Below are 23,152 nucleotides of genomic sequence, written 5' to 3' on the forward strand. Positions count from 1 at the left end.
TGCGTGACACAACTGGCAGCGATCCGGGATCTCTGTCAGAGATGGGCCGATCGCGGCGTCTTTTACCCGTCCCACACTCGATCGACGTATGCCCCGGCTACTCCACTACGCCGACATCGAGAACGTCTTCGACGTGCCCGCGCGGGCGGCCCGCCTCGCCGCCCGAATTCGGGCGCTCGATGGTCCCGACGCGGCGGTCGTCGGCGCCGGCGACACGACCGCGCCGGGCGTGCTGTCGCTGGTCGCGACCGGCCGGCAAACGATCGACTTCTATGCGGCCACCGACACAGTCTTCGATACGTTCGGCAATCACGAGTTCGACTACGGCCCTGATGCGCTCCGCGAGCTCGTCGCCGACGCACCGGTCCAGTTCCTCTCTGCGAACGTCCGCGACGAGGATGGTCGGCCCTTCGGCAAGGCAGAAGACGTCGTACCGTGGGCAATCCACCAGGTCGACGGCTCGACGGTCGGATTCGTCGGGGTCACCGACCCCGCGACCGACTCGCTCAACCCGATGGCCGCCCCGCTCTCGTTCGACGACCCGATTACCGCGGTGCAGGAGGCGCTCACGGCGATGGATCGAACGACGTCACCACCGGCGTACCGCGTGGTCCTCTCACACCTCGGGGGCGGCGACGAGGCGCTGGCACGGGCCGTCGACGTCGACGCGATCCTCGGCGGACACGTCCACAGTCGACGGAACGACCGCGTCAACGACACGCGTCTCGTCCGCCCGGGTGTGAACGGCGAGGCCGTCGTCGAGGTCGACCTCGACGGTTCCGACGGGTGTGCGACCGCGACGCACCACGAACCGGACGGAGCCGACCCACACGGCCCGCTCGAAGCCGCACTTACGGAACGGATGGCGGCCGCGGACCTCGGCGAGGTCGTCGGTCGAGTCCCCGAGCCGATTCCGCGAGACAGCGACACCGTTCACGGCGGTGAGTGCCGTGTCGGCAACTTCGTCGCCGACGCGTTTCGGTGGGCACACGACGCCGACATCGGGCTCTCAAACGCGGGCGGACTCAGACAGGGCGACCCGTGGGTTGGCGCGGTGACGAAAGCGGATCTGATCAGTCTCATCCCGTTCGAAGAGCCGGTCGTTGAGACGGCAGTCACGGGCCGCGAGCTTCGACAGATTCTCCGTGAAATGGCCGCGCCTGACGTCGACTTCGGCGAGGATGACTGGTGGCACGGGCACGTCTCGAACGCGTGCGTGGTCTGGGATGTAGCCGACGAAGCGCTTCTCTCGGCACGCGTCGGGGGCGAGCCGATCGATCCGACGGCTGAGTATACCGTCGCCACCTCTGAGTATCTGCTTCACTCCGACCACGAGTTTCCGACGCTCGAACCGCGTCACCGGGTCGGCGAGGGAGACATCCAGTACGAGGTCCTCGCCGCTTTCGCGCGCGAGCACGGGGTCAGCCCACAGGTGGAGGGACGGATCGAACGACGCGGTCGGTGAGGAGACGACTCAGGGCAGGTCGACGCCGACGCCGTGTCGTCGACCCGCCGCCTTCACCGTGTTGTATAACAACATTGCGCGAGTCATCGGCCCGACGCCGCCGGGGACGGGCGTGATAGCACCCGCGACGTCGGCCACAGAGCCGTATGCGACGTCGCCGACGAGTTCGTAGCCGCGGTCGGTGTCGGCGTCGACGCGATTTATCCCCACGTCGATCACGGTCGCACCGGACTTGATCATCGAGCCGTCGACGAACTCGGGGATGCCCGCGGCGGCGATCACGATGTCGGCGTCGGCGAGCTTCGCCTCAAGATCGGCAGTGTGTGAGTGACACACCGTCGTGGTCGCGTTCCCGCCCGGTCCCTTCTGTACCAGGAGGTTCGCCATCGGTTTGCCGACGATGTCGGAGCGGCCGATAATCACGGCGTCGGCGCCGTCCGTCTCGACGTCGTACGCCGCGAGTAGTTTCTGAACGCCGTGGGGCGTACAGGGCTTGTACCGGGCGTCGCCGGCGACGAGCCGACCGACGTTCTCGGGGTGAAAGCCGTCGACGTCCTTTTCTGGGTCGATCCGGCGAAGCACCTCGCGCCGGTCGACGTGTGCTGGCACCGGGAGCTGGACGAGAATTCCGTGAACGTCGTCGCGGTCGTTGAGTTCGTCGATGGTCTCGAACAGCGTCGCGGCGGGGGCGTCGGCGTCGACGTCCACGTGGATGCCCTCAATGCCAACCTCCTCGCAGTCGCGTTGTTTCATCGAGACGTAGGTCTCACTCGCTGGGTCGTCGCTCATCAACACGGTGGCGAGTCCGGGCGTCACGCCCGCGTCGGCGAGCGTGTCGACACAGTCGGCGACACCTTCTCGGACGTCGGCCGCGACCGCCTCACCGTCGATAACCTCGGTCATACACGTGGGTCCGCCCCGTCTGGTAAAAGCTGTCCGGGATCGTGTCGAGGTGGCACAGAAACAGCCCTACGGTATTCACTGATGTGGATCGAACGAGGAGTTGAGTGGACCGGCACGACGCGGCTACTGCGACCCGACAAGCGTGCGCCCACAGAGGCTAACCAGGTCGTGGAGATCGGCGATTTCGTAGGTGGGCTGTGTCGAGAGCTCGGTCTCCCGTCGGTGTGGCCGGCGGACGAACGCCGAGTCGATCCCGGCGTTGTCGGCCGCTTGGACGTCTGACTCGTTGTCACCGACGAATAGCGCCGTCGAGGCGTCGAGGTCGGCGAGCGCTCGCTCGAGGTAGTACGGCGACGGCTTCTTGCGTGAGAGACTGGCGATCGACGGCTCGCGACCGTAGACGACCTCGAAGCGCTCCGCGAGCCCGAAGTGTCCGAGCAGGTCGTCGACGGTCGCCTGCTGGTTCGACGAGACGACACCGAGTGCGGCGTCAAGGTGCGAGAGGACGTCGACGTCGTCGTACGGGGTCTTCTTGCCGGCGCGTGAGGCGGCAATTTGCGCCTCTGCGGCGGTCTGGTCGCGGACTCGCCAAAACTCGGCCGGGTCCACGTCGTATCGCTCACAGATGTCGCTCAGGGTCGCCGGATCGACGCCGACAGCGATGTCGTCGACATGTGCGAGGTCTGGGTCGGAGACGCCCTGCTGCTCGAAGGCGTTCCAAGCCGCCTCTCGGAGCGTATCGAACGGCGTGCGACCAACGATGACCCCGTCGTGGTCGAAGACGACTGCGTCGTACACGTCCCACCCTGGGGGACTGGCGATAAAAAGGTGTGTGACCGAGAGCACCACCGGCCGGGTCCGCGTCGACGCACGTAGTCGTCACCCGACGTCGCTCGGTTCACCCGCACGACGCCGCTCGGTGTGCCTCGGACACGAGAGACAGCCACATCCACGTGGCGAAGTCCCGTCGGGCGCGAGGACTCACACACATTCAATACCCAGCCCCTGCAATCGTCGGCTTGGACATGAACATCGCTGATATTGCCGCGTCGGAGTACGTCGAAGTCGACGCCGACGACCGGCTTGCGAAGATCCGGTCGCTCTTCGAGCGAGAGAACCTGAAGGGCGTCGTCGTCACCGAAGACGACGAGTACGCCGGAGTAGTCGGCGAAAAGCAGCTGCTTCGGTCGCGAATGGAAGACGACACGAAGGTCACAGCAGTCGTCACTCCCGCCCCGTCGGTAGCCCGAACCGAAGACGTCCGCGAGACCGCCCGACTCCTCGTCGAGGGTGACGTCAAGATCGCGCCCGTCTACGAGGGCGAGCAGTTGTACGGCGTCATCACGGTCGATCAGATCCTTGAGGCGGTTCTCGACAGCCTCGATGCGATCACGGTCGACCAGATTGCCACGAGCGAAGTTATCGGTATCAACAAGAAGGACAGCGTCGGGCGCGCGATCAATCGCCTCCGTGAGAACGGCATCTCTCGGCTCCCCGTCCTCGACGACGATGGAACGCTCGCTGGGGTCGTCACCACGAGCGACATCGTCGAGTTCGTGATCCGCGATGACGACCGACAGGGAAGCGGCGACCGCGCCGGCGACGTCGACCGGATGCTCGACATCCCTGTCTACGACATCATGTCGAGCCCGGTCGTCTCAGCGAGTGCCGACGAGACTGCAGCCGCGGCCGTCTCACGGATGTTCGAGAACGACATCTCTGGGCTTATCGTCACGCCAGACGACGTCGACAGCGTTGCCGGCATGATCACCAAAACCGACGTGCTCCGCGCGCTGACGTTCACCGAACAGGAGGCACTCGACGTCCAGATCACGAACGTCGACCTCCTCGATCAGATCTCGCGTGAGCACATCGTCGAATCCATCGAGAACGTCGCCGACAAGTACGCCGAGATGCGGGTCGTCCACGCCCACGTCCGCTTCCACCAGCACAAAGAGAAGCTCCGCGGGACGCCGTTGTTGCAGTGTCAGATTCGACTACGGACAGATCGGGGACAGGTCGCCGGTACCGGCGAGGGGTACGGCGCAGACCACGCCTTCCACGTCGCCCTCGACAAGCTCGAGCGGAACGTATTAGAGATGAAGGGGATCGAAGCCGACGAGGAGTACCGCGGCCAGCTGCTTCGGAAGCTTGGCGAACTCTAGTCGGCTCGCCTGACCGACGGACCCTGCCGCGCTACTCGTCGGCCCGGCCCGCAGCGAGCCCGTCGCCGACGATCTGAAACGTCGTGGTCTCCCCCGCGGGCTTCGACCGGTGTTTTTCCAGTGTCACCCGCCGATTACCGCGCCTGAACCGGTCGACACGGAGGATGGCGCCGGTCCAGTGATTGAGTGTGTTGCCGCCGAGCGCGCGGTCGCGATCCGCGTCTGGGTCGGTAAACACCTGATTCGTGATGACGACCGCGAGGTCGTACCGGCGCGCCAGCGAGAGGAGGTGTGTCACTTGTTTGGCGACGCGCCTGAGCGACTGTCCACCCTCGGTGTCGTCGGCGCGCTCCAGCCGGTAGAACCCGGTCGCCGAATCGAGCACGATCAGGCTCATCTCCTCGGCGAGCTCCGCGGCATCGCGGACGGCCTCTCGCTGGTCCTCGAAGTCGTACGCCTCCGTGATCACGAGCCGCGCCGCGAGCTGCTCGACGGTCTCGTCGGTGTGCTCGACAGCGGCCGCCGCGAGCTGTTCGAACCGATCGACAGAGAGCCCCTCCGTGTCGATGAACAGCGACCGCTGGCCGGCCGCAGCAGCCTCGACAGCGGCTGCAAGCGCGAGGTTAGTCTTGCCAGCCGCCGGTGGGCCGTACACCTGTGTGACCACACCGCGTTCGAAGCCGTCACCGAGCAGGTCGTCCACGGGGTCACAGCCGGTGGGAATCGGGTCACTCACTGCACGGTAGTTGGCAGCCGATGCGATTTAAGCCGTCGGGTCAGGCCGCCAACTGGGCTGGCCGTTAGCGCGACGCCAGCCACGCGCTGAAGTCGTTCGTGAGGAAGCCGACGTAGTCGAGGATACCGAGGAGGAGTGAGACAATGATCACCACGGCGACAGGGCCTCGAACGGCCCATATCCACGTGTCACCAAGCGGGCCGAGCCCGTTGGTCCCAGCGGTGAGCTCCTCGCGGGCGTCGGTGGGAATTACCCAGCCGACGAAGCCCGCGAGCAACAGCGAGCCAAGCACGAGCAGGACCCCGTTCGCGAGCCCGTCAAGGAGGTCCAAGACGATCAGATCGACTGTGACCGGCACGCCGAGTAAGAACACCCCGAGACCGATCGAGACGGCTGCGGGCACCCGCGAGACAGCCGTCTCGTCGACAACGTACGAGACGAGTACCTCCAGGATGCTGATCGCAGACGAGAGCGCGGCGATGCCGACCATCGCGAAGAAGACGGTGCCGATGAGGCGGCCGGCTGGGAGGGTGACGAACGCGCTCGTGAGACTCACGAAGATCGCACCGGGGCCGCCCGCTCCTGGCTCGAGCCCGGCCGCAAAGAGGAACGGGAAGACGACGAAGCCGACTGTCACCGCGACGAGTGTGTCGAGAGCAGCGATCACGCCGGCGTCGACGAGGAGATTACGACGCTCACCGAGGTACGAGGCGTAGGTGATCATCACACCCATGCCGAGTGAGAGCGTAAAGAACGCCTGGCCGGCCGCGGCTGGCAGGATGCTCCGCCACTCCTCAAGGATGACGCCGACGTCAGGGGTGAGGTAGTACGCGTACGCCTCCGCAGCCGCGTCGAGGGTGAACCCGTAGGCGGCGAGTCCGATCAACAACACGAGGATGGCGGGAACCATGAGCGTCACCGCGGTCTCGATACCGCTGCGGACACCAGCTGCGACGATACCGACCACGAGCAGCATGAAGACGGCGTGAAAGAGGAGTGAGTCGAGTCCGGTAGCGACCTGGCCGAACAGCGTATTCGCCCCTTCAAGCCCACCAACTGCGAAGCCGTCGGTGACTCCGATCAGTGTGTACCGAAGGAACCAGCCGGCGACGACGCTGTAGTACGAAAGAATGGTAAATCCGGTGACGACGAACAAGTACCCCACGTACCGCCACGGACCCTCACCGAGCGTTCGCAGTGCTCCGACAGCGTTCAGTCCCGTGCGCCGTCCCACGACGAACTCGACGAGGATCGCCGGCAGTCCGACGCCGACGACGAACGCAAGGTAGACGAACAAGAACGCCGAACCGCCCTCTTGCCCGGCGACAAATGGGAAGCGCCACACGTTGCCCAGCCCGACCGCGCTGCCGACGGCCGCGAAGATGAATCCAGCCCGCGTCGCCCACGTCTCGCGTGTCATCGTTGTCGAATCGACCGGGGGCTCGGCGAAAAGGGTGTCCTTTCGGTGCTCGTGTGCGCCGGACAGCACCGGGAAACTGAGGCGATGTGAGGCGACGCAAGAGACTTACCGCCGCACCGCGTGATAGACGTACGCATGGATCTCCGCGTACAGGGTGACGTCCCCCCGGACCCGTTTCTCGGCGCCGCCGACCTGTTCGAAACCGAGTGCTCGCTTGCGGACCCCGTCTACGTCAAGGTTCGTGAGGACCCCGACGAGCGAACCTGGGCGGGCCACTACGCCGACTATCACGTCTTGAACGTCTCTCGGCGGGCGGCAACAAGCGCGATGGCACGCGAGCTTGCGATCCACGAGCTCTCGCACATGGCGCGCTATGAAGAGGGACACCCCTCTCACGTGCAGTCGACCGAGGAGGCGCTGTACCTCGGACTCGCCGGTGAGCGCGTCGAGCGACACAAGCTCGCCCACTGCTACCAGATCGCGAACCACATGAAAGACATCTACGCCGACGACATCACGCTCTCGGTCGCGCCTGCCGACAAGCTCCTCGGGTTTCTCGAGTCAACGCTGGCAGCAGCGATCGCGGACCGCCCGGACCCATCCCCGACGGGCTCGCTTCCGGTGACCGGTGGCGCCGACCCTGAGATCACCGCAGTGAACGCGGCGTTCGCGCTGGCTCTCGTTGAGCGTCACGACCTCGCCTCACCGGATCACCGGCTCTACGACCTGGCCCGTGCCGCAGAAAGCGATGCTGCCGGTGTCGATGTCGACGCGTTCAAACGGCGGTTCCTCTCGCTTGGACCAGATCCGACGACGAGTGATTACCGTAAGGCGCTCGTCGGAGCCGCCCGCGCGTACGCGGTGTGAGACGACCCCCCGACTCTGACACCGCGTGCTGACCGCTTCGACCGGCTCACTCGGGTTCGTCGGCGGGTTCTGGTGGGGCGTCCGAAGAAGCCGCAGCCTCGCGGAGAACCGTTACCCGGGCTTTCATGATCCGGGTGTTGTCGACCTGCTCGATCCGGATCCTGACGCCGTCGAACTCGATCTGTTCTCCTTCTTCGACGAGCCTGCCCGCGCGGTTGAATACGAAGCCGGCGAGCGTTTCGAACTCTTCGCCCTCGGGCAGGTCGATGCCGAGCATCTCGTTCACCTCATCGATGTTCACCTCCCCTTGGACGTACGCGACGTTCTCGTCGAGGAACTCGATCGGCTCCGGCTCGTCGCCCTCGAGGATGTCGCCAACGATCTCTTCGACCATGTCCTCGAGGGTGATGATCCCCTCTGTCGTGCCGAATTCGTCGATGACGATCACCATCTGGAGACGGTTGTCCTGCATCTCTTCTAACAGTTCGTCCGCGTTCTTCGACTCCGGCACGTGAAGCGTCGGCTTGACTACGTGGTCGAGTGAGGGCTCACCCTCCGAGTAGTTCAGTTCACGAACCAGATCACGGACAGAGATGATCCCAACGATATTGTCTAGGTTGCCGTCGTAGACGGGGATCCGCTCGTGGTCGGCGTGGACGCAGCGTTGGATCGCTTCTTCGACGGTCGACCCCTTCGAGACGGCGGTGACGTCGAGCCGCGGCGTCATCACCTCCTTTGCGATGGTGTTGTTGAACCGGAAGATGCGATCGAGCATCTCCCGTTCTTCTTCTTCGATGACCCCCTCGCGCTCGCCCGTCTCGATGATGTTCTGGATCTCATCGCGGGTGACGTACGACGACTCGATCGCCGAGCGCCCGCCGGTGATCCGGTTGACGAGACGGGTGAGGTGATCGAAGAGAACGACGAGCGGGAGGAGGACGTACTCCGAGAGCTTCAGCGGTCGCGCGATGCGCAGCGCCCACGACTCGGTGTTCTCGACCGCGTACGACTTCGGGGCGCTCTCGCCGAACAAGAGCACGAGGGCCGTGATTCCGAACGTCGCAGCCGCGACCGCCTGGCCCTGACCGAATCCCAAATAGACGAGCAGTCCCGTCGAGAGCGACGACATCGCGATGTTGACGATGTTGTTCCCGACGAGGATGGTGATGAGCAGTCGGTGTGGGTCTGATTTGAGGGCGCTCACCGTCTCCGCGCCCGGAATGCCGTCTTCGACGAGGCTTTCGATCCGGTGTTGCGGGAGCGAGAACATCGCGATCTCAGACGAGGAAAAGAACGCCGACAACCCCACCAACACCAGGATAGCCACGACGCCGAGGAGGGCGACCGTCGTCTGCCCGGGAGCCGCAAGCGCGGGGGTCAAAAACGTACTCGGAGGTAAGCCCATGCTCGCTTACGTTCTGTCGGGATGGATGTAAAGCGTTACCTTCGGCGATTGCCGAGCAGCGGCGGCGTGCGGCGACTCGCGACAGGCGATACCGTGGCGGTGAGAGCGGATCGGAGAAACTGTGCGAACGGGACACCGTGCCGTCGCCATCGACAGTCGTGCCGCAGCCGACACGGTTAGGCCGCTGGCGCCACGTGGTGTCGACATGCGTGAGCCACAGATCACCCTCTATCGCCTCCAGGCGTGTCCGTTCTGCGAACGGGTCGTCAGGCTGCTTGACGCGTACGACCTCACCTACCAATCGCGGTACGTCGAGCCAATGCACTCGGCGCGAAACGTTGTAAAGCGCGTCTCTGGTGCCCGGAGCGTGCCGGCGATCGTCGACCGCGAGACCGGCGTCACCATGTCTGAGAGCGGCAACATCGTCGAGTATCTCGAGCAAACGTACGGGTCGGCCGCGGCCGACGGGGGGAGCTGAGATGGACCTCGGATTCGACGTCGTCTCCCTCCCGGAGGCGGACCACGTCGCGGCCGGTGAGACGGCACCCGACTTCACACGACCACTCGTCGGACCAGAATTTTGGGAGGATCGCTCGCTCGGGTCGGTCGTCGACGGACCCACGCTGCTCGTGTTTCACCCGATGGACGGCGCGTTTCAGACCACCTACGTGTACAACGAGATCGACGACCGCAACTGGACAGACGCGGTCGAGGTCGTCGGGATCTCGATCTCCTCGCCGTACGAGCACGCGGGACTGGTGGCCGACCGCGGTGCTGGCGTTCGGGTTTTCAGTGACCCACGTGCGGCTGTCGCCGCCGACTACGGTGTCACACACGACATCGACGGCATGGCCGGTGTGACGGAGTGTCGTCCGGCCGTCTTCCTCCTCGATGCGGAGCGGACCGTCCAGTACGCGTGGGTCGCAGACGAGCACCCGGCGTTTCCGGAGTACGACGCGGTCGAGGACGCGATCGATACGCTCGTTGCCTGACGCCAGCGATTTCGGTGCGACTCGCTACGCTTTTTTCAGCCGACCACGGTACAGCTATCATGGACGGGTCAAGAGACGACCACGCTACCGGTGACTTCGCGGTGGTCGACGACGAGACGCTCGCACAGATCCGACGGGCCGGCATGGCGGTTGCAGACGGCGATCTCGTCGTGTACCCGACGGAGACGGTGTATGGGCTCGGAGCCGACGCGCTCTCGGCGAGCGCGGTGGAGCGGGTGTTTGAGACGAAAGGGCGCGACCGCGACAACCCGCTCTCGCTCGGCGTAGCGAGCGTCGACGCCGCGCTGGCACACACTCGGCCGACAGCGCTTGCGACTACATTCATGCGCGCGTTTCTTCCTGGCCCCGTGACGGTGGTCGTCAAGCGCGACGCGGGCATCCCGGACGCGCTGACGGGTGGTCGCGACCGTGTCGGGATCCGAGTGCCGGATCATCCGATCGCGCTCGCGTTACTCGAGGAGACGGGCCCGCTGACGGCGACCAGTGCGAACGTGTCCGGAACCGGGAGCGTGCGGGAGCTGTCCGCGCTCGACGACTCGGTGCGGGAGGCGTCGGCGGTCGTACTAGACGGTGGGCGCACCGGTGGGGCCGAGAGCACGGTCGTCGACCCCGAGGCCGGAATGATTCACCGTCGCGGCGCGATGGCAGACGCGATCGAAGCGTGGCTCGCCGATCCACCGGCGTCGGTGTGACCGAACGCAGGTCGACAATCGGCGCGCAACACGATGTGAGCGAGACTGGCGGAGTCGAACGAGGCGGTCGTAGAGAACACGAGTAGCGACGTCGGCGCTGTCGGCGCGTCAGACAGACAGGTCGCCGGTGGCTTTGATTACGTCCAGCGCTGCAGCATCGACCGTTTCGACGTCGAGCCAGTGGGGAACGTACTCGCGTTTTTCGTAGGCTTCGCGCTCGTCGGGCGTTCCGACAGTACACCACAGCTGGGGCTCGTCCGGACCGTGCCACCCCCCCTGTGTATTGATCCCGAAACAGATCAGCTGCTCGCCGTCGTGCTCTATGACCGCGTCCTTACGGATACCCGGGTCGCCGCGGACGATGAGCTGTTTCATGACGCGCGGTTCGCGCGTTCCGTGCTTAATCGCTTCGGTACAGCGAATCGTCAGAGCACGGTCGTGAGAGAAATACAGTGTTTGACGGAAATACACGAAACAAATGATTGATTATTGCCGGCACAACGCGCTATATCGATCGGGTTCACCGCATAGATAATGATAATCGTCTATCCTGTCGAAAATCCTTAAGTCATAATCAGCCGAACGTAGCAGTAGAGACGGCGAGTCGTCAAACGGCGGGTCGTCGACCGCAAGACCATGTCCGCAGACATCGACTCCGACACGAACCGAGGCGGAACCGACGCAGCGATCCCCACCCCGAGTGGGAACGCCGACGTGGCCGCAGCCGACAGCGAGCCTCCTGGACTCTTCGAGCGGGTGTTGGTCGTTGCCGACGGCGACACGACCGGCGACGCCGCCGTCGCGGCCGGCGTCGACCTCGCAGCCACCCACGGAGCCAGCGTCGACGCGTTGTACGTCGTCGACACGACGGAGGCGTGGGACATGGTTGTAGAGCGGAAAGAACGCGAGGGCGAGCAAGCCGTCGAGGCGGCCGCAGCACGAGGCACAGCGCGGGGCATCGACGTCGACAAGTGGTTCCGATACGGTACCGCCCACGAAGAGGTGCTCGGATTCGCCGAGGCACACGACATCGACTGTATCGTCGTCGGATCGGCACGGCGGACCGGTCTCGACCGACTTATCCACCCGAACCCACTTCCAGCACGACTCCAGCGCAACGGCTCGGTGCCCGTGCTAGTCGTCGGCGCCGACGACTGAGCCAGCAGTCGTCTAAGGAGCGTAGTAGTACTCGCCGTCTCGCTTCTGTTGTCGATCCTTCTGTGAGTCCGGCTTGTTGATCCGCGGGCGACCCGTACGCTCGTCGCGCCGGAACGTGATTCCGAGATCTGCGAGAAAGTCGTTCATCCCAGTCCGCATTTCTTGGGGCTTCGAGGCGTGACCCGCCTCGGCCGGCTCGCCGTCAAACACCATGAGTCGGTCCGCGAGCAGGTCTATCATGTAGATGTCGTGGTCGATGACCAACACGGTGGCGTCGTGATTCTCGGCGTACCGGCGAATCGCGGTCGTGGCGCGTACCCGCTGTTCGACGTCGAGGTGTGCAGAAGGTTCGTCGAGCAGGTACAGGTCGGCGTCCTCAGAGAGGCACGCCGCGATCGCGACCCGCTGGCGCTCCCCCCCCGAGAGGTCGACGAGGTTCTGCTCCATGATCCGATCGAGCTGGAGCGGGTCGGCGACCTCGGTGTTCCAGTACGAGGTGCCGAACGCGTCGGTGATAGACGAGAGGAACGCGTCGACCCGAATCGGCTGATCGACCTCGACGTACTGCGGCTTGTACGCGATGTCGAGATCGAATCCGAGCGAGCCGTCGTCCGGGGTCAACGAGCCTGCAAACAGCCTCGCGAGCGTTGATTTCCCAATTCCGTTCGGCCCGACGATGCCAAGCACTTCCGACTCGTAGATCGTGCCGCCTTCGACCTGTAGTTCGAACTCACCTGCACCGTACGATTTCCGGAGGTCCGGATACGTAACCAGCGTCGTTCCCTTCGACGAGACGCGGGGGGCGTGTTCCTCGAAGGTGATCGCGCTCGGGCGGATACGCATATTCTCGTTGTCGAGGTACCCACCGAGGTACTCGTTGATCCCGTTTCGTACGGACTTTGGGTCAGTGATGACGCCGTACGCTCCGGGCTCGCCGTACGCGACGTGGAGGGTGTCGGCGAGCAGGTCCAAGATCGCGAGGTCGTGTTCGACGACGAGCATGGACCGGTCCGTGTCGTCTGCAGCGAGTTCTTGAATCAGACGGGCGGCGACCATTCGCTGTCCGATGTCGAGGTACGGCGTGATCTCGTCGAGGAAGTAGAAGTCGGCGTCACGCGCCAAGCAGGCGGCGATCGCGACGCGCTGGAGCTCGCCACCAGAGATCGAGTCGATATCCTGATCCATCACTGGTCGGATGTTCAGCCGATCGATGAGCCCGTCGAGGGCGCCTCGCTCGTCGGTTCGTTCGAGGAGGTCGCGGGTGTTACCGTCGAACTGTGCGGGTATCTGGTCGACGTACTGCGGCTTCCGCGAGACGGTCACCGTATCTGACTCGAGCGCGCTCAGGTACTCCTGGAGTCCGGTCCCACGGAAGCGGTCGAGAACGCGCTCCCAGTCTGGAGGCGTCTCGTGGTCGCCGAGGTTCGGGATGCGCTCACCTGCGAGCGCGTGGACTGCGGTCGATTTGCCGATCCCGTTTGGTCCGAGGATGCCGGTGACACTCCCGGGCTCCGGCGTCGGGAGCCCGTACAGCGCGAACGCATTCTCGCCGTATCGGTGGACCGGGTCATCCTCGAGTTCAGCGGGGAGGTTGATGATCTCGATCGCATCAAACGGGCACTTTTCGACGCAGATACCGCACGTCTCACCGAGACACAGCTCTTCGGAGATCCGTATCTGGTCTGGGTCACCTTCGTCGGCGTCGGGCCCTCGCTCGGTGATACACTCTTTGCCCGTTCGGTTCGGCGGACAGTAGTTCGCACACTCGTAGTTACACCGGTCCGGCTGACACCGGTCGAGGTCGACGACGGCGATGCTGTCGTCGGCCATCTCAGAGCGTCACCGCCGAGGTGAGGAGTACGGTGTAGCTGATGAACCATAGCGTGAACGTCATGAACGCCACGTAGAGGTTGTCTTTGATGCCGAAGTCGGCGATGTCGACGCCGACGACGCGGTAGATCGGGTACTGTGCGAGCACGAACGCTCCCAACACCAACACACCGGTGGTGCTCGCGGCGTCGACGGGATCGGTCCCGACGTAGACCGCCGAAACCACACCGGCCGCGATGCCCGCGAGCGCACAGATCGTGGTGACGACCACGCTCCGGGCGTGCCCAGATATCCCCGAATCCTCGCTCATACGAACGGATCTGCGAGCACCCGTGAAAAGCCGTTCGTTCCGTCTGTGGGGGATACGTTCGGTTCACACACCAATTCGAACGCGAGACCGACAACCAGCGAGGACGCGCTCGTAGGATATCGGTGCCGCGGCGACCGCAGGAAACGTGCTACTCGGTCACGCGTCGCGCGCGAGCGTCACGGCTGACTGACCGGTCAGTCTGCCGGCCATATACCAGCAAATATTGCTGAAATATGTGCAAAATTCCGGTGAAATGGGGGCTATCGCGGGCACAGATCGCCATATCTGCATCAACATTTATGCCTGTGTGTGGTTTCGAGTGGTAGCAATGGCTGGAACCCACACGGAGGGGCTCAACGACCTTCCGCCAAGCGCCAAACTCGTTTTCAAAGTACTCGAATACAACGGTCCGTTGACACAGAAGGGTATCGTCCAGGAGTCGATGCTGTCGGCGCGCACGGTTCGGTACGCCCTCGAGCGGCTGGAAGGGATCGATATCGTCGACGAGGACGTCTACTTTGCTGACGCCAGACAAAATCTGTACAAGCTCACAGAACCCGCACAGGAGTTCACGAGCGAGGAACGCGACGCCTCCTGTACGGCCGACTAACGCCGATTCTCGCGACCGACGTCTCGTGCACCGCGCACCGCCTCGAAGAGCGTGAGCCCCACCGCCACAGAAAGTGCTGCCGCCGCCGCGAGCACGAACGCGAGTGAGAGGAACCACACTTCAGGACCGAACACCGGGTACTCGCGCACTTCAGCAAGGGGACCGAGCAGCTCGAAGGTTCGCACGAGATACAGTGATCCCGCAAGCAGGAGCCCCGTAATCACGCCGATCCGGACGTTTCGATAGAACGCCAGCGACTCGAGGAGCACGAGCATCGGCGGCTTGGTCGTCGTATCGTCGCTCACACGTAGCTATACAGCTGCCGTCCGCAAAGAGTCATCGAAACGACGCAGCCGCGAGCAAGCCCCAACTGACGGCCGCCACCGCAGAAAGCGATCCTCCCGCTGCCCGCCGATGCGGAGAGTCGGTCACGATCGACAGTAATATTCTCCACAAACAAGGCGAAAACAACGGGTATCAAGTGCGGTCGGCCGAACAGTTCGTGTATGAAGCGAATACTCCTCTCTGCGTTCGCGATGATCGACCCGGCCGTATACCGCACACGGCTTCCCGACGCCGTAGACGATTCGGTCACCGTCGACATCGCCGAGCTTGGCTCGACCGACCGGCTGATCGAGGCCGGTGCAGGCTACGACGCGATCGTGACCGACATCGACACGCCGGTAACAGACGAGGCGATCGAGGTACTAGGCGACGACTTGGACGTGGTCGTCCGCGCTGCGGTCGGCGTCGACAACATCGATGTCGCCGCCGCGGCCGACGCGGGCGTGACGGTGACGCGCGTTCCTGACTACTGCACAGACGAGGTGGCCACCCACTCCGTCTCCCTACTCTTGACCTGTCTCCGTTCGATCAAGACGTACGACGACAGCGTCGCCGACGGCGGGTGGACGTGGGAGGAGGGACGACCCGTTCGCCGGGTGAGCGCGTCGACGATCGGATTGCTCTCGTTCGGTCCCATTGCCCAACGAGCCACTGAACAGCTCGCCGGGTTTGGCCCGGAGTTCGTGGCGTACGACCCGTTCGTCGACGCGGATGCGATGGCCGACCACGGCGTTGAAAAGGTCGACCTCGACGCGCTTTTTGACCGCGCAGACCACGTCGCGGTGTACGCGCCGCTCACGGAGTCAACGCGAGGGATGGTCGACGCCGACGCCCTCGACCGGCTGGGCCCGGAGTCAGTCGTCGTTAACGTCGGCCGGGGCCCCGTCGTCGACGCAGACGCGCTGCTCGAAGCGCTCGAGACGGACGGTATCAAGGCCGCAGGACTCGACGTGTTGGCGGCAGAACCGCCAGAAGACGACCCGCTTGTCGGCAGATCCGACACAGTGATCACCCCGCACGCGGCCTGGTACAGTGAGGACGCCCGAACGGACCTCAACGAGAGTGCCGCCGACGACATCGCCGCCATCTTTGGTGAGAAGACGCCTGATGGCCGCGTTGACCCGGACGCCGACTGGCTGTGAGCTAACGTCGCGGATGCGGCCGACCGCCGCGAGTACGCCCGGTGTTAAACTCGGTCAGTGAGATCCAAGGCGTCGTCGGTCCCGTCGTTGCTCTCGTTGTCGGTCCCGTCGGTTTTCACACTGGTTGTGTCCGTGAGCCGGTCGGCGAGTCCGTCGCCGAGGTCGTAGGTGTCACGAACCGTCTGTGCGAGGACTCCGTCGCGATCAAAGACGACGTACACCGCGACGAAGTCGTACGCGACCGGCCGGAGCACGAACACCGATCGCGGCACGTCATCGTCGCGTGTCCGGTTGACCCGAGCGACGAGCGGTTCGATCGGGAGTCGACCGGTTCGGACCTCCTCGAACGTGTCTGTTCCAGGGCCATCAGCGAACACGTAGAGCGCCCCGTTCGGCTCGTCATCCGTGGATCGGGTGGTGATCGATCCGACGGCCTCGCCGTCCGCGCGGATCCGTTGCCACGTCTCGACGGCCGCCTCGAACATCCCCTCGACGTCGTCAGCGAACCAGAACCGCGTTTCACGCCGAACCGACAGTTCACGGAAGCGCGCGGTGCCGTCGTCCCACGTGAGCGTCGCGTCGACGACTGCCCCCGCCTCGAGCGACGCGACGCGGTCGGCGAGGGCGTCCTCGTACCCTGTTGCCACCACGTACACCGGATCGTATGTGTCGCCAGCGTTCGCGTCAGTCGGATCGACGGGCTCTGGCGGTAGCTCGACGAGCACGAACACCGCCGTAGACGCATCGACATCCATCGGGTTCTCGCGGCGGTCGTGAACGCGGTACCGACCGGTCGTCGTCGGATGCATGTCTGGAGAACAGTCGGTCCCGACGCATAAGCCGGTCGGAACCGGATCCGTGTCGTTATGCGGGAGGACGCACAAACTACAGCAAATGGGGATCCTCGAGGACAAGTCGAACGCCCGGCTGTTCTACAAGTACCTCTCGAAGGTGTACGACCAGGTCAATCGGGTCAACTGGACCCCGGAGATGCGGACCGAGGCGCTCTCGTGGCTCGAAATCGACCCGGACGATCGCGTGCTCGACGTCGGATGCGGGACTGGGTTCGGGACGGAGGGGTTGCTGGAGCACGTCGAGACCGTCCACGGGCTCGACCAAAGCATCCATCAGATGCAAAAGGCGTTTGAGAAGTTCGGCAAACACGACCGCGTGCGGTTCTACCGCGGCGACGCCGAGCGGCTTCCGTTCGCAGCCAACACGTTCGACGTCGTCTGGTCGTCCGGCTCGATCGAATACTGGCCGAATCCGGTAGACGGGCTCGCGGAGCTTCGCCGGGTCGCAAAGCCGGGCGGGCAGGTGCTCGTCGTCGGGCCTGATTATCCGCACAACCCCGTGCTCCAGCGGGTCGCCGACGCGATCATGTTGTTTTACGACGAAGCGGAGGGAGACCGGATGTTCGAGGCAGCCGGCTACGATGCGTTCGAGCATCATATCCAGCAGGCGACCCCACGCAGTCCGCGGGCGATCACGACGGTCGCGCGTGTTCCCGAAGCGTGACAGACTGCGCCCGGTGTGTGCTCTGTGCATCCGACGGCCGACAGGCGCATCTCACCCAGCCTCCACTCGTCCGTCGAGAGTCGCTATCGGCTGGTCGTCTACGACGAGTCTCACGGTTATCCGGTCACCGAGTGTTGGCGTTGGATCGTTCGTCCCCGCGATACGAAACGAGGCGCTCGTGCCGACCGTCCACTCGTCGGGCGTCGCGGCGTTGAACGGCCCGGTCGGTCCGGGACGGAAGCCGGCCGCAGAAAAGAAGGGCACCGGCGGCTGGTTCATCAAGGGTTCACCGTTCACCGTGACGGCGATCCGGAGGTCACGGACGTCTATCGGATCGCCGCCGCGGTGAGTCAACACGATGCGGTCGACGGTCGCGTCGAGGCCGATGGTCGCGGTCGGCGCCGGAGACGAGAGGGCTGTGGTCTCCAGTGCTGCTGTCCCAACACCCACGCCGAGGAGTACCGTCACGGCGACGAGGAGGACGACCGCAATCGGAGCCACCGCGCGCGGCGGGGGTTCTGGAGCTGACGCGGTACCGGGTTCGGTCGGCGACGTCATCGGAGTCCTCGAAGGCAATGTGTGTCCGAGCTGCCCCGGGCGGTCTTGCCGCGCCGACCGCACGCACGGGTCGTCACGGGGTGGGGACCGTCGTGAGCGCAGTCGCGGCGCATGTGGTCGTGACACGGGGTGGCTGCGTCGTCACAGTATATATGCTGTCGGCCGTGTGTGGTCCGTGGCGGTCAGCGGTCGTCGCCGACCGTCGCCATCTCGGCTCTGCGTTCGACGCGGGTGCCAATTGAGTGGGCGGCGTCAAGCGGGTGGGACACACCGATGACTGCTGCTGTCGAGCTGCTGGATGTGTCATCGTCGGCGACGAGTCGCGGCGTCGGGAGTGGCTGGACCTGATCGACCACCGCGACGCGCGGCTCGTCGACCACCGTGATGCGGTACGGCACGCCCGGTGAGAGCGTGCGGACGACTCCGTCAGCGTTCGTCTCACCGAGCGGTCGGCTGTCGTCGTCGCCGACGCTCCGGGTGACAGTGATGCCCTCTAGCGGCTCGCCAGTCGACTCGTCGCGAACGGTGATCGCAACCGGTCCACCGGGGTAGCTCCGATGGACGTCGACGGCAAATCCGTCAGCGGTCGTCGAAACGGTTGTGTCACCCCGAAACGCCGCGAGGTCGATCCGCTGATGCTCGGCGTACACAGCCGTTGTACCACCGCTCACGAACGCCCGTAGCGTTCCGCGGTCGTGCGGAACCGTGACGCGCTGGACGGCACCCGCGCCAAACGCGTCGGGTTGGCGAAGGGCTGTCGTCTCGGGGTACCGCTCGGTCGCGAGGGCGATAGCCGTCTCACTCGAGAGTGTCTCGCCGCTGCGGTCGAGACGGTCCCGTCGAAGCGACTCACGAAGGTACTGGTCGTCGTCGATGGTTGCGAGCACGAGTCCATCTGGCGTCGACTCGACACGTATCGTCGCCGTCGGCCGGTCACCACGAGCTGTCGCGAGCGCGACCGCACGCACCGGGCCCCGGTACACCTCGAGTCGAAGCTGGAGCTCGTCGAGCTGGGCCGGCGCGCTAAACCCCTCGGTCTCGCGCGCGAGTGTGTCTAGACGCTCAAGCCGCCGGTCGTACTCCCGCGCGAGAGTCGCAGCGGTGAGCAGCTCATCGAGCAGCGCCCGGGTCGACAGTGTGCCGGCCGCGTGGGCGTCGATGGCCGCCGCCTGCCGTTCGTCGAGTGCTGCTTCAGCGCGTGAGACGGCGTCGATCGCCGCGAGAATCCGGCGCTCGCGCGCTGTAGCGGTCTCCGCCGAGGTCACGCGTTCGACGGCTGTCTCAGTGCGGAGCGCGCCGTCGGCATTGGTAACGGCAAGCCCGAGTGACGCGCCGATATCCGGCCGCTGTGCGTGCCGGTCAGTCCGAACCGTCGCCGATGCGGGTAGTGATAGCACACGGAAGGTAGTGGCGTCGGTCACACCAGGACCAGATCCGGTCTGTGGCGTCGAAGCCGGTATCACCGTTCCAAACGCGTTCGGCGCGGCGGGAGCGTCGGCCGCGACCGCGGGCGTCACACCGCTAGAGACCGGCGTGACACAGAGGAGGAGCACGACAGCGAGGACCGAGAGGGCTCTCATCGGCGTAGACTTCGCCGCCGGATGATAAAAAGCCCATCTCACCGCGGCGACGGTCTGGAACGACCGAAAGCCGGGTATGGAAAGGGTTTTGCCCGGTCCGGGAGTTCACTCGGGTCACATGCGCACCCCCGCTTCGCGCACACTCCTGGCGGTGATCCTCGTCGTCGTGCTCGTCACTGGTGTGACGGCCGCCGTCGGAGCCAGCTCCCCTCTACAACGCACATCGGTGTCGACAGCCGATCATGCGTCTATCGCCGGATCCGCCCCGCCACAGCTGAGCGACACCGGCGTGGCCGCGAGAGAGACCCGCATCCAGATCGCACTTCAGTCGAACCAGGACGCCCGGTGGACGGTCACCGTCAGGTACGCGTTCACGGATTCGAACCAAACACGCGCGTTCGAGACGGTCGGCGAGCGGTTCGTCGACGGAGCGGTGGGACCAACACCCGGACTCTTCGAGTCGTATGCGCGCGCCGCAAACCGGACCGTCGACCGCGAGATGCAGATCGTTGACGTCGACCGGACGTGGGTCGTCCTCGACGACCCGGCGACGGACCGCGAGGCGGTGGTCGCGGCCGGCGAACTCAGGCTGACGTTCGTGTGGACGGCGTTTCTTGAGCGCGACGGTGAGAGCCTCGTGCTCGGAGACGCGCTCTCGACGGCTGACGGCGAGACGTGGCTTCGAACGCTGCAGGCGAACCAGGCGCTCGAGGTATCGACTCCGGACGGGTACACGGTGTCAGATACGCCCGGAGCGAGCGTGACCCTGCGGGACAACGCCGTGGTCATCGACGGCCCGCGGGCGTTCGATACCACAGACCAGGTGGCGGTGGTCTACACGCCAACCGCGGGCGGAACCACTCCGTGGGCACTACTCGCCGGAGCGCTCGTCGTCTCGGCGGTCGTGATTGCTGGGGGGTTGCTCGGCTATCGGCGGTTGGGCAGGGGTGAGAACGAGCCGAACGACACCGAGCGGGTCGAAGCGGGTGACGCCGACGCAACGACGGACGTGTCGACACCAGACGAATCAACTCCTGCAGACGGGGCGTCTGAGGCGGGCGCGGAGTCGTCAGCCGAGGAGATAGACCTCTCACTGCTCTCCGATGAGGAACGGGTCGAACGACTCCTGGAGATCAACGGAGGACGGATGCGGCAGGCCGCCATCGTTGACGAGACCGGTTGGTCGGACGCGAAGGTGTCACAGCTGCTGTCGGCGATGGCAGATGACGAACGCGTCGAGAAGCTGCGGCTCGGTCGCGAGAACCTCATCTCGCTGCCGGAGGCCGCTCACGGCAGTGGCATCGACGGTGACGGCGGTAACAGCGACGACGGGGGCGACGAGGGCGCTTCGACTGACCGTGATGACTCGGCGGCCGGTAAGGATGCCGGCGGGTCGACGTGAGGCGAGGGTTCAAATCCGATCCCGCCGAACGCCAGGGTATGTACGCGGTCGTCGGGTGTAACGCGTGTAGCAACCTGTGGCTCGTTCGGAATCTCCGGTCGAGTGAGACGGCGAAGTGCTCGCGGTGCGGAAAGACCCACCAAACGGCGAAGCTCAAGCGACTCTTCGAGTCGGACGACCGCGACGCGGCGCGCGAGGCCCGGTCGGCGCTCCTCGCGAAAAAGCGGGGCGACAGTGAGGCGTTCGCTGCGGTCGACCACGTGTCAGATCTTGAGCGTGCCGTCGAAGACGCCGGCATCGACGACCGAACGTATCTCGAAGGGGCCGGCCTGGACGCCGATGCCATCGACGAGGCGGCCGCTCGCTCAATGAAAAACGGTGCCGGGTCGGGTCAGTCCCGCGAGGAGATCGTCCGTGAGGCGGTTGCTGTGACCGACGACCCAACACACGAGAACATCGTCGCGTACGCAACAGCACACGGCGTGCCGGCAGACACCGCCCGGACGCTCGTCACGGCGCTCACACAGCGCGGAGAACTCACCGAGTCCGGTGGGCGCTACCGACTGTTATGACCACTGGAAACAAGAGATAACGGACAGGTCGCCGAGAAGACCCAAAGACTACAACTATCCACTGACGAACGTGTGGTCGTATGGATACGCGACGGACGCTCCTTGTGGCCGCCGCCGCGGTCGTCGTGGTGAGTGCGATCGGTGTCGCCGCGACGCCGGCTGCCGTCAGCGACCCGCGGGCCTCGCCGGACCGTGCCGGAACGGTCAACCTCGCTGACGTCGTCATCGCGCCCGGCGCGGTCCGCGGTGAAACCGTTCGGCTCGACCTCCGAACCGCCCTCAGACACCGCGGTCCGGCGACACCGAACGTCACCGTCCGACACCGGGCGTTAGACGCCGATTCGGGGCTTCTCGTCGACGAGACGGTCGTCGACGTCGGGTCGATCGACGGCGACCGCGAGACCGGTGTGAACGGGAGCGTGACCGTCGAGCGGAGCGGTGGGTATCGCCTTGAGACGGTGGTGTACGCGGACGGGCAGCGTCGCGATCGCCGGACAACAGAAATCACCGGTGTTTCGGCGCTCGAGCCGTCGTATGCCGATTCGTCGGTCAGATTCGCCACGGCGACGAGCTGGCCGACTATCGCCGTGAGCGTCGTCGAGACGAACGACGCCACCGCGACGCTCTCGGTCGCCGTCGCGGTCACGAACCGCGGTGACGAGGCAGCTGGTGGACTTGAACTCCGCTTGTTGCTCCGTCAGGCCGACTCGAACGTGATCGCCGACGAGGCCACGGAGTCGGTCGGGTCGATCCAGGCGGGACGCACCGACACGGTGACCACCCGCGTGACGGTGCCGGACGGTTACAACTACTACGTCGACGCGGCGCTGTTCGACGACGACGTGTTGATAGACGAGACGCAAGGTGTCGCCAACCTCGACCCCGAGACGACGATCAGCGCGAACGAGACGGTCCGCGACGTCTCGTTCGAGACCGAAGACTTCAGCGAGCGTGACGACGAGGCGGACACGTCCGGCCAGCGACCGGTCAGCGAGTCTGAGACCGAAGACGCGACACCTGGCTTCGGAATCGTCGTCGGGGTTTTAGCACTGCTCGGCGGGAGTCTACTCGCACGGAGGCGACGATGACAGACGAGATCGACCGCGACGACGCGACCGCAGTAGATGACGCGAGCGCGCAAGATGATGTGATGCCAACCGACGACGGACCCACCGGTGACGAAATCGCTGGTGGCGGACCCTCCGACGACGGGACACTCGGGCGACTCTCGGCGGGTGACGCACGCGGGCTACTCGATAGAGTTGGCCTCGGCGCGTTGGTCCTGTTGGCGCTCGTCGCCGGGTGGAGCGTGTACGATCAGGCGGGAGAAGCGGTCCGACTGTGGGTCGACCCGGCCTTCCAGCCGGTCGTCCTTGCGGCGTTCAACCTCGCCATCCTCCTCGTCGCGCTCGCCGGCATCACCCACCAGCTCGTGCGCATCCGCGGCGAGTGATCGGCGGG

Annotated in this window: 26 protein-coding genes; 14 read left to right on the forward strand and 12 right to left on the reverse strand. The window is 65.1% G+C overall.

What is annotated here, in order from left to right; translation table 11 throughout:
* Window positions 1-88 precede the first annotated feature (88 nt).
* The gene (locus ACWUI7_RS07535; RefSeq protein WP_496641601.1) at window positions 89-1,465 is read left to right on the forward strand and encodes a bifunctional metallophosphatase/5'-nucleotidase; all 1,377 of its coding nucleotides are present in this window, start codon (window positions 89-91) and stop codon (window positions 1,463-1,465) included.
* Window positions 1,466-1,474: 9 nt separating this feature from the next.
* Here ACWUI7_RS07535 and ACWUI7_RS07540 read toward each other — a convergent pair whose 3' ends face one another.
* Entirely contained in the window at window positions 1,475-2,368 is an 894-nt protein-coding gene (locus tag ACWUI7_RS07540) for a tetrahydrofolate dehydrogenase/cyclohydrolase catalytic domain-containing protein (RefSeq protein WP_496641602.1), read from the reverse strand.
* 123 nt (window positions 2,369-2,491) lie between these two features.
* Entirely contained in the window at window positions 2,492-3,166 is a 675-nt protein-coding gene (locus ACWUI7_RS07545) for an HAD family hydrolase (RefSeq protein ID WP_496641603.1), read from the reverse strand.
* A 227-nt stretch (window positions 3,167-3,393) separates the two neighbouring features.
* Here ACWUI7_RS07545 and ACWUI7_RS07550 point away from each other — a divergent pair, with 227 nt between their 5' ends.
* Window positions 3,394-4,533: a CBS domain-containing protein gene (locus tag ACWUI7_RS07550; protein WP_496641604.1), complete on the forward strand. Its 1,140-nt coding sequence runs from the start codon at window positions 3,394-3,396 to the stop codon at window positions 4,531-4,533.
* Window positions 4,534-4,564: 31 nt separating this feature from the next.
* Here ACWUI7_RS07550 and radB read toward each other — a convergent pair whose 3' ends face one another.
* Window positions 4,565-5,269 carry a DNA repair and recombination protein RadB gene (gene radB, locus ACWUI7_RS07555; protein ID WP_496641605.1) on the reverse strand — a complete coding sequence of 235 codons (705 nt, stop codon included), beginning with the start codon at window positions 5,267-5,269 and terminating at the stop codon, window positions 4,565-4,567.
* A 64-nt stretch (window positions 5,270-5,333) separates the two neighbouring features.
* Entirely contained in the window at window positions 5,334-6,689 is a 1,356-nt protein-coding gene (locus ACWUI7_RS07560; RefSeq protein WP_496641606.1) for a sodium-dependent transporter, read from the reverse strand.
* 135 nt (window positions 6,690-6,824) lie between these two features.
* On the opposite strand from ACWUI7_RS07560, the gene ACWUI7_RS07565 reads away from it, so the two are divergent.
* A complete protein-coding gene (locus ACWUI7_RS07565) occupies window positions 6,825-7,556 on the forward strand; it encodes a DUF5781 family protein (protein ID WP_496641607.1) in 732 nt (243 codons plus the stop codon).
* A gap of 46 nt (window positions 7,557-7,602) precedes the next feature.
* On the opposite strand, the gene ACWUI7_RS07570 is transcribed toward ACWUI7_RS07565, so the two are convergent.
* A complete protein-coding gene (locus tag ACWUI7_RS07570) occupies window positions 7,603-8,961 on the reverse strand; it encodes a hemolysin family protein (protein WP_496641608.1) in 1,359 nt (452 codons plus the stop codon).
* A gap of 205 nt (window positions 8,962-9,166) precedes the next feature.
* On the opposite strand from ACWUI7_RS07570, the gene ACWUI7_RS07575 reads away from it, so the two are divergent.
* From ACWUI7_RS07575 to ACWUI7_RS07585, 3 genes are read left to right on the forward strand one after another with little or no spacing between them, the layout of a single operon-like run.
* Window positions 9,167-9,439: a glutaredoxin family protein gene (locus tag ACWUI7_RS07575; RefSeq protein WP_496641609.1), complete on the forward strand. Its 273-nt coding sequence runs from the start codon at window positions 9,167-9,169 to the stop codon at window positions 9,437-9,439.
* A gap of 1 nt (window position 9,440) precedes the next feature.
* Window positions 9,441-9,953, forward strand: coding sequence for a redoxin domain-containing protein (locus ACWUI7_RS07580; protein WP_496641610.1), 513 nt, complete (start codon window positions 9,441-9,443; stop codon window positions 9,951-9,953).
* A gap of 59 nt (window positions 9,954-10,012) precedes the next feature.
* Window positions 10,013-10,666: an L-threonylcarbamoyladenylate synthase gene (locus ACWUI7_RS07585; RefSeq protein ID WP_496641612.1), complete on the forward strand. Its 654-nt coding sequence runs from the start codon at window positions 10,013-10,015 to the stop codon at window positions 10,664-10,666.
* A gap of 108 nt (window positions 10,667-10,774) precedes the next feature.
* Here ACWUI7_RS07585 and ACWUI7_RS07590 read toward each other — a convergent pair whose 3' ends face one another.
* Window positions 10,775-11,041 carry an HAH_0734 family protein gene (locus ACWUI7_RS07590; RefSeq protein ID WP_496641613.1) on the reverse strand — a complete coding sequence of 89 codons (267 nt, stop codon included), beginning with the start codon at window positions 11,039-11,041 and terminating at the stop codon, window positions 10,775-10,777.
* Window positions 11,042-11,302: 261 nt separating this feature from the next.
* Between ACWUI7_RS07590 and ACWUI7_RS07595 the strand changes: the two genes are divergently transcribed.
* Complete coding sequence (locus tag ACWUI7_RS07595) at window positions 11,303-11,824, forward strand: universal stress protein (protein WP_496641614.1); 522 nt, start codon at window positions 11,303-11,305, stop codon at window positions 11,822-11,824.
* 12 nt (window positions 11,825-11,836) lie between these two features.
* Here the strand turns inward: ACWUI7_RS07595 and ACWUI7_RS07600 are convergent, their stop codons facing one another.
* Together ACWUI7_RS07600 and ACWUI7_RS07605 are read right to left on the reverse strand one after the other, a co-directional pair.
* Entirely contained in the window at window positions 11,837-13,654 is a 1,818-nt protein-coding gene (locus tag ACWUI7_RS07600; protein WP_496641616.1) for a ribosome biogenesis/translation initiation ATPase RLI, read from the reverse strand.
* 1 nt (window position 13,655) lies between these two features.
* Window positions 13,656-13,964 carry an EMC6-like membrane protein gene (locus ACWUI7_RS07605; protein WP_496641617.1) on the reverse strand — a complete coding sequence of 103 codons (309 nt, stop codon included), beginning with the start codon at window positions 13,962-13,964 and terminating at the stop codon, window positions 13,656-13,658.
* A 328-nt stretch (window positions 13,965-14,292) separates the two neighbouring features.
* Here ACWUI7_RS07605 and ACWUI7_RS07610 point away from each other — a divergent pair, with 328 nt between their 5' ends.
* On the forward strand, window positions 14,293-14,574 hold the full coding sequence (locus ACWUI7_RS07610; RefSeq protein ID WP_496641618.1) for an ArsR family transcriptional regulator: 282 nt from the start codon (window positions 14,293-14,295) through the stop codon (window positions 14,572-14,574).
* On the opposite strand, the gene ACWUI7_RS07615 is transcribed toward ACWUI7_RS07610, so the two are convergent.
* Window positions 14,571-14,879: a DUF7536 family protein gene (locus ACWUI7_RS07615; RefSeq protein WP_496641619.1), complete on the reverse strand. Its 309-nt coding sequence runs from the start codon at window positions 14,877-14,879 to the stop codon at window positions 14,571-14,573. The genes ACWUI7_RS07610 and ACWUI7_RS07615 overlap by 4 nt on opposite strands.
* A gap of 201 nt (window positions 14,880-15,080) precedes the next feature.
* Between ACWUI7_RS07615 and ACWUI7_RS07620 the strand changes: the two genes are divergently transcribed.
* Window positions 15,081-16,061: a C-terminal binding protein gene (locus ACWUI7_RS07620; protein ID WP_496641620.1), complete on the forward strand. Its 981-nt coding sequence runs from the start codon at window positions 15,081-15,083 to the stop codon at window positions 16,059-16,061.
* Window positions 16,062-16,105: 44 nt separating this feature from the next.
* On the opposite strand, the gene ACWUI7_RS07625 is transcribed toward ACWUI7_RS07620, so the two are convergent.
* A complete protein-coding gene (locus ACWUI7_RS07625) occupies window positions 16,106-16,870 on the reverse strand; it encodes a DUF6663 family protein (protein ID WP_496641621.1) in 765 nt (254 codons plus the stop codon).
* An 85-nt stretch (window positions 16,871-16,955) separates the two neighbouring features.
* Here ACWUI7_RS07625 and ACWUI7_RS07630 point away from each other — a divergent pair, with 85 nt between their 5' ends.
* The gene (locus tag ACWUI7_RS07630; RefSeq protein ID WP_496641622.1) at window positions 16,956-17,579 is read left to right on the forward strand and encodes a methyltransferase domain-containing protein; all 624 of its coding nucleotides are present in this window, start codon (window positions 16,956-16,958) and stop codon (window positions 17,577-17,579) included.
* 51 nt (window positions 17,580-17,630) lie between these two features.
* Here the strand turns inward: ACWUI7_RS07630 and ACWUI7_RS07635 are convergent, their stop codons facing one another.
* Both ACWUI7_RS07635 and ACWUI7_RS07640 read right to left on the reverse strand, forming a co-directional pair.
* On the reverse strand, window positions 17,631-18,137 hold the full coding sequence (locus ACWUI7_RS07635; RefSeq protein WP_496641624.1) for a type IV pilin: 507 nt from the start codon (window positions 18,135-18,137) through the stop codon (window positions 17,631-17,633).
* Between the two features lie 182 nt (window positions 18,138-18,319).
* Window positions 18,320-19,717, reverse strand: a complete 1,398-nt coding sequence (locus ACWUI7_RS07640; protein ID WP_496641625.1) for a DUF7094 domain-containing protein — start codon at window positions 19,715-19,717, stop codon at window positions 18,320-18,322.
* A 118-nt stretch (window positions 19,718-19,835) separates the two neighbouring features.
* On the opposite strand from ACWUI7_RS07640, the gene ACWUI7_RS07645 reads away from it, so the two are divergent.
* The 4 genes from ACWUI7_RS07645 to ACWUI7_RS07660 all read left to right on the forward strand — a co-directional run bounded on the left by ACWUI7_RS07645 (window position 19,836) and on the right by ACWUI7_RS07660 (window position 23,144).
* The gene (locus ACWUI7_RS07645; RefSeq protein ID WP_496641626.1) at window positions 19,836-21,119 is read left to right on the forward strand and encodes a helix-turn-helix transcriptional regulator; all 1,284 of its coding nucleotides are present in this window, start codon (window positions 19,836-19,838) and stop codon (window positions 21,117-21,119) included.
* Window positions 21,120-21,157: 38 nt separating this feature from the next.
* Window positions 21,158-21,691 carry a DUF5817 domain-containing protein gene (locus ACWUI7_RS07650; RefSeq protein ID WP_496641627.1) on the forward strand — a complete coding sequence of 178 codons (534 nt, stop codon included), beginning with the start codon at window positions 21,158-21,160 and terminating at the stop codon, window positions 21,689-21,691.
* Window positions 21,692-21,771: 80 nt separating this feature from the next.
* Window positions 21,772-22,779, forward strand: a complete 1,008-nt coding sequence (locus ACWUI7_RS07655; protein WP_496641628.1) for a DUF7490 domain-containing protein — start codon at window positions 21,772-21,774, stop codon at window positions 22,777-22,779.
* On the forward strand, window positions 22,776-23,144 hold the full coding sequence (locus ACWUI7_RS07660; RefSeq protein ID WP_496641629.1) for a DUF8060 family membrane protein: 369 nt from the start codon (window positions 22,776-22,778) through the stop codon (window positions 23,142-23,144). The genes ACWUI7_RS07655 and ACWUI7_RS07660 overlap by 4 nt, the downstream gene beginning before the upstream one ends.
* Window positions 23,145-23,152: the final 8 nt, after the last annotated feature.

Source organism: Halorubrum orientale (genome assembly GCF_059623105.1).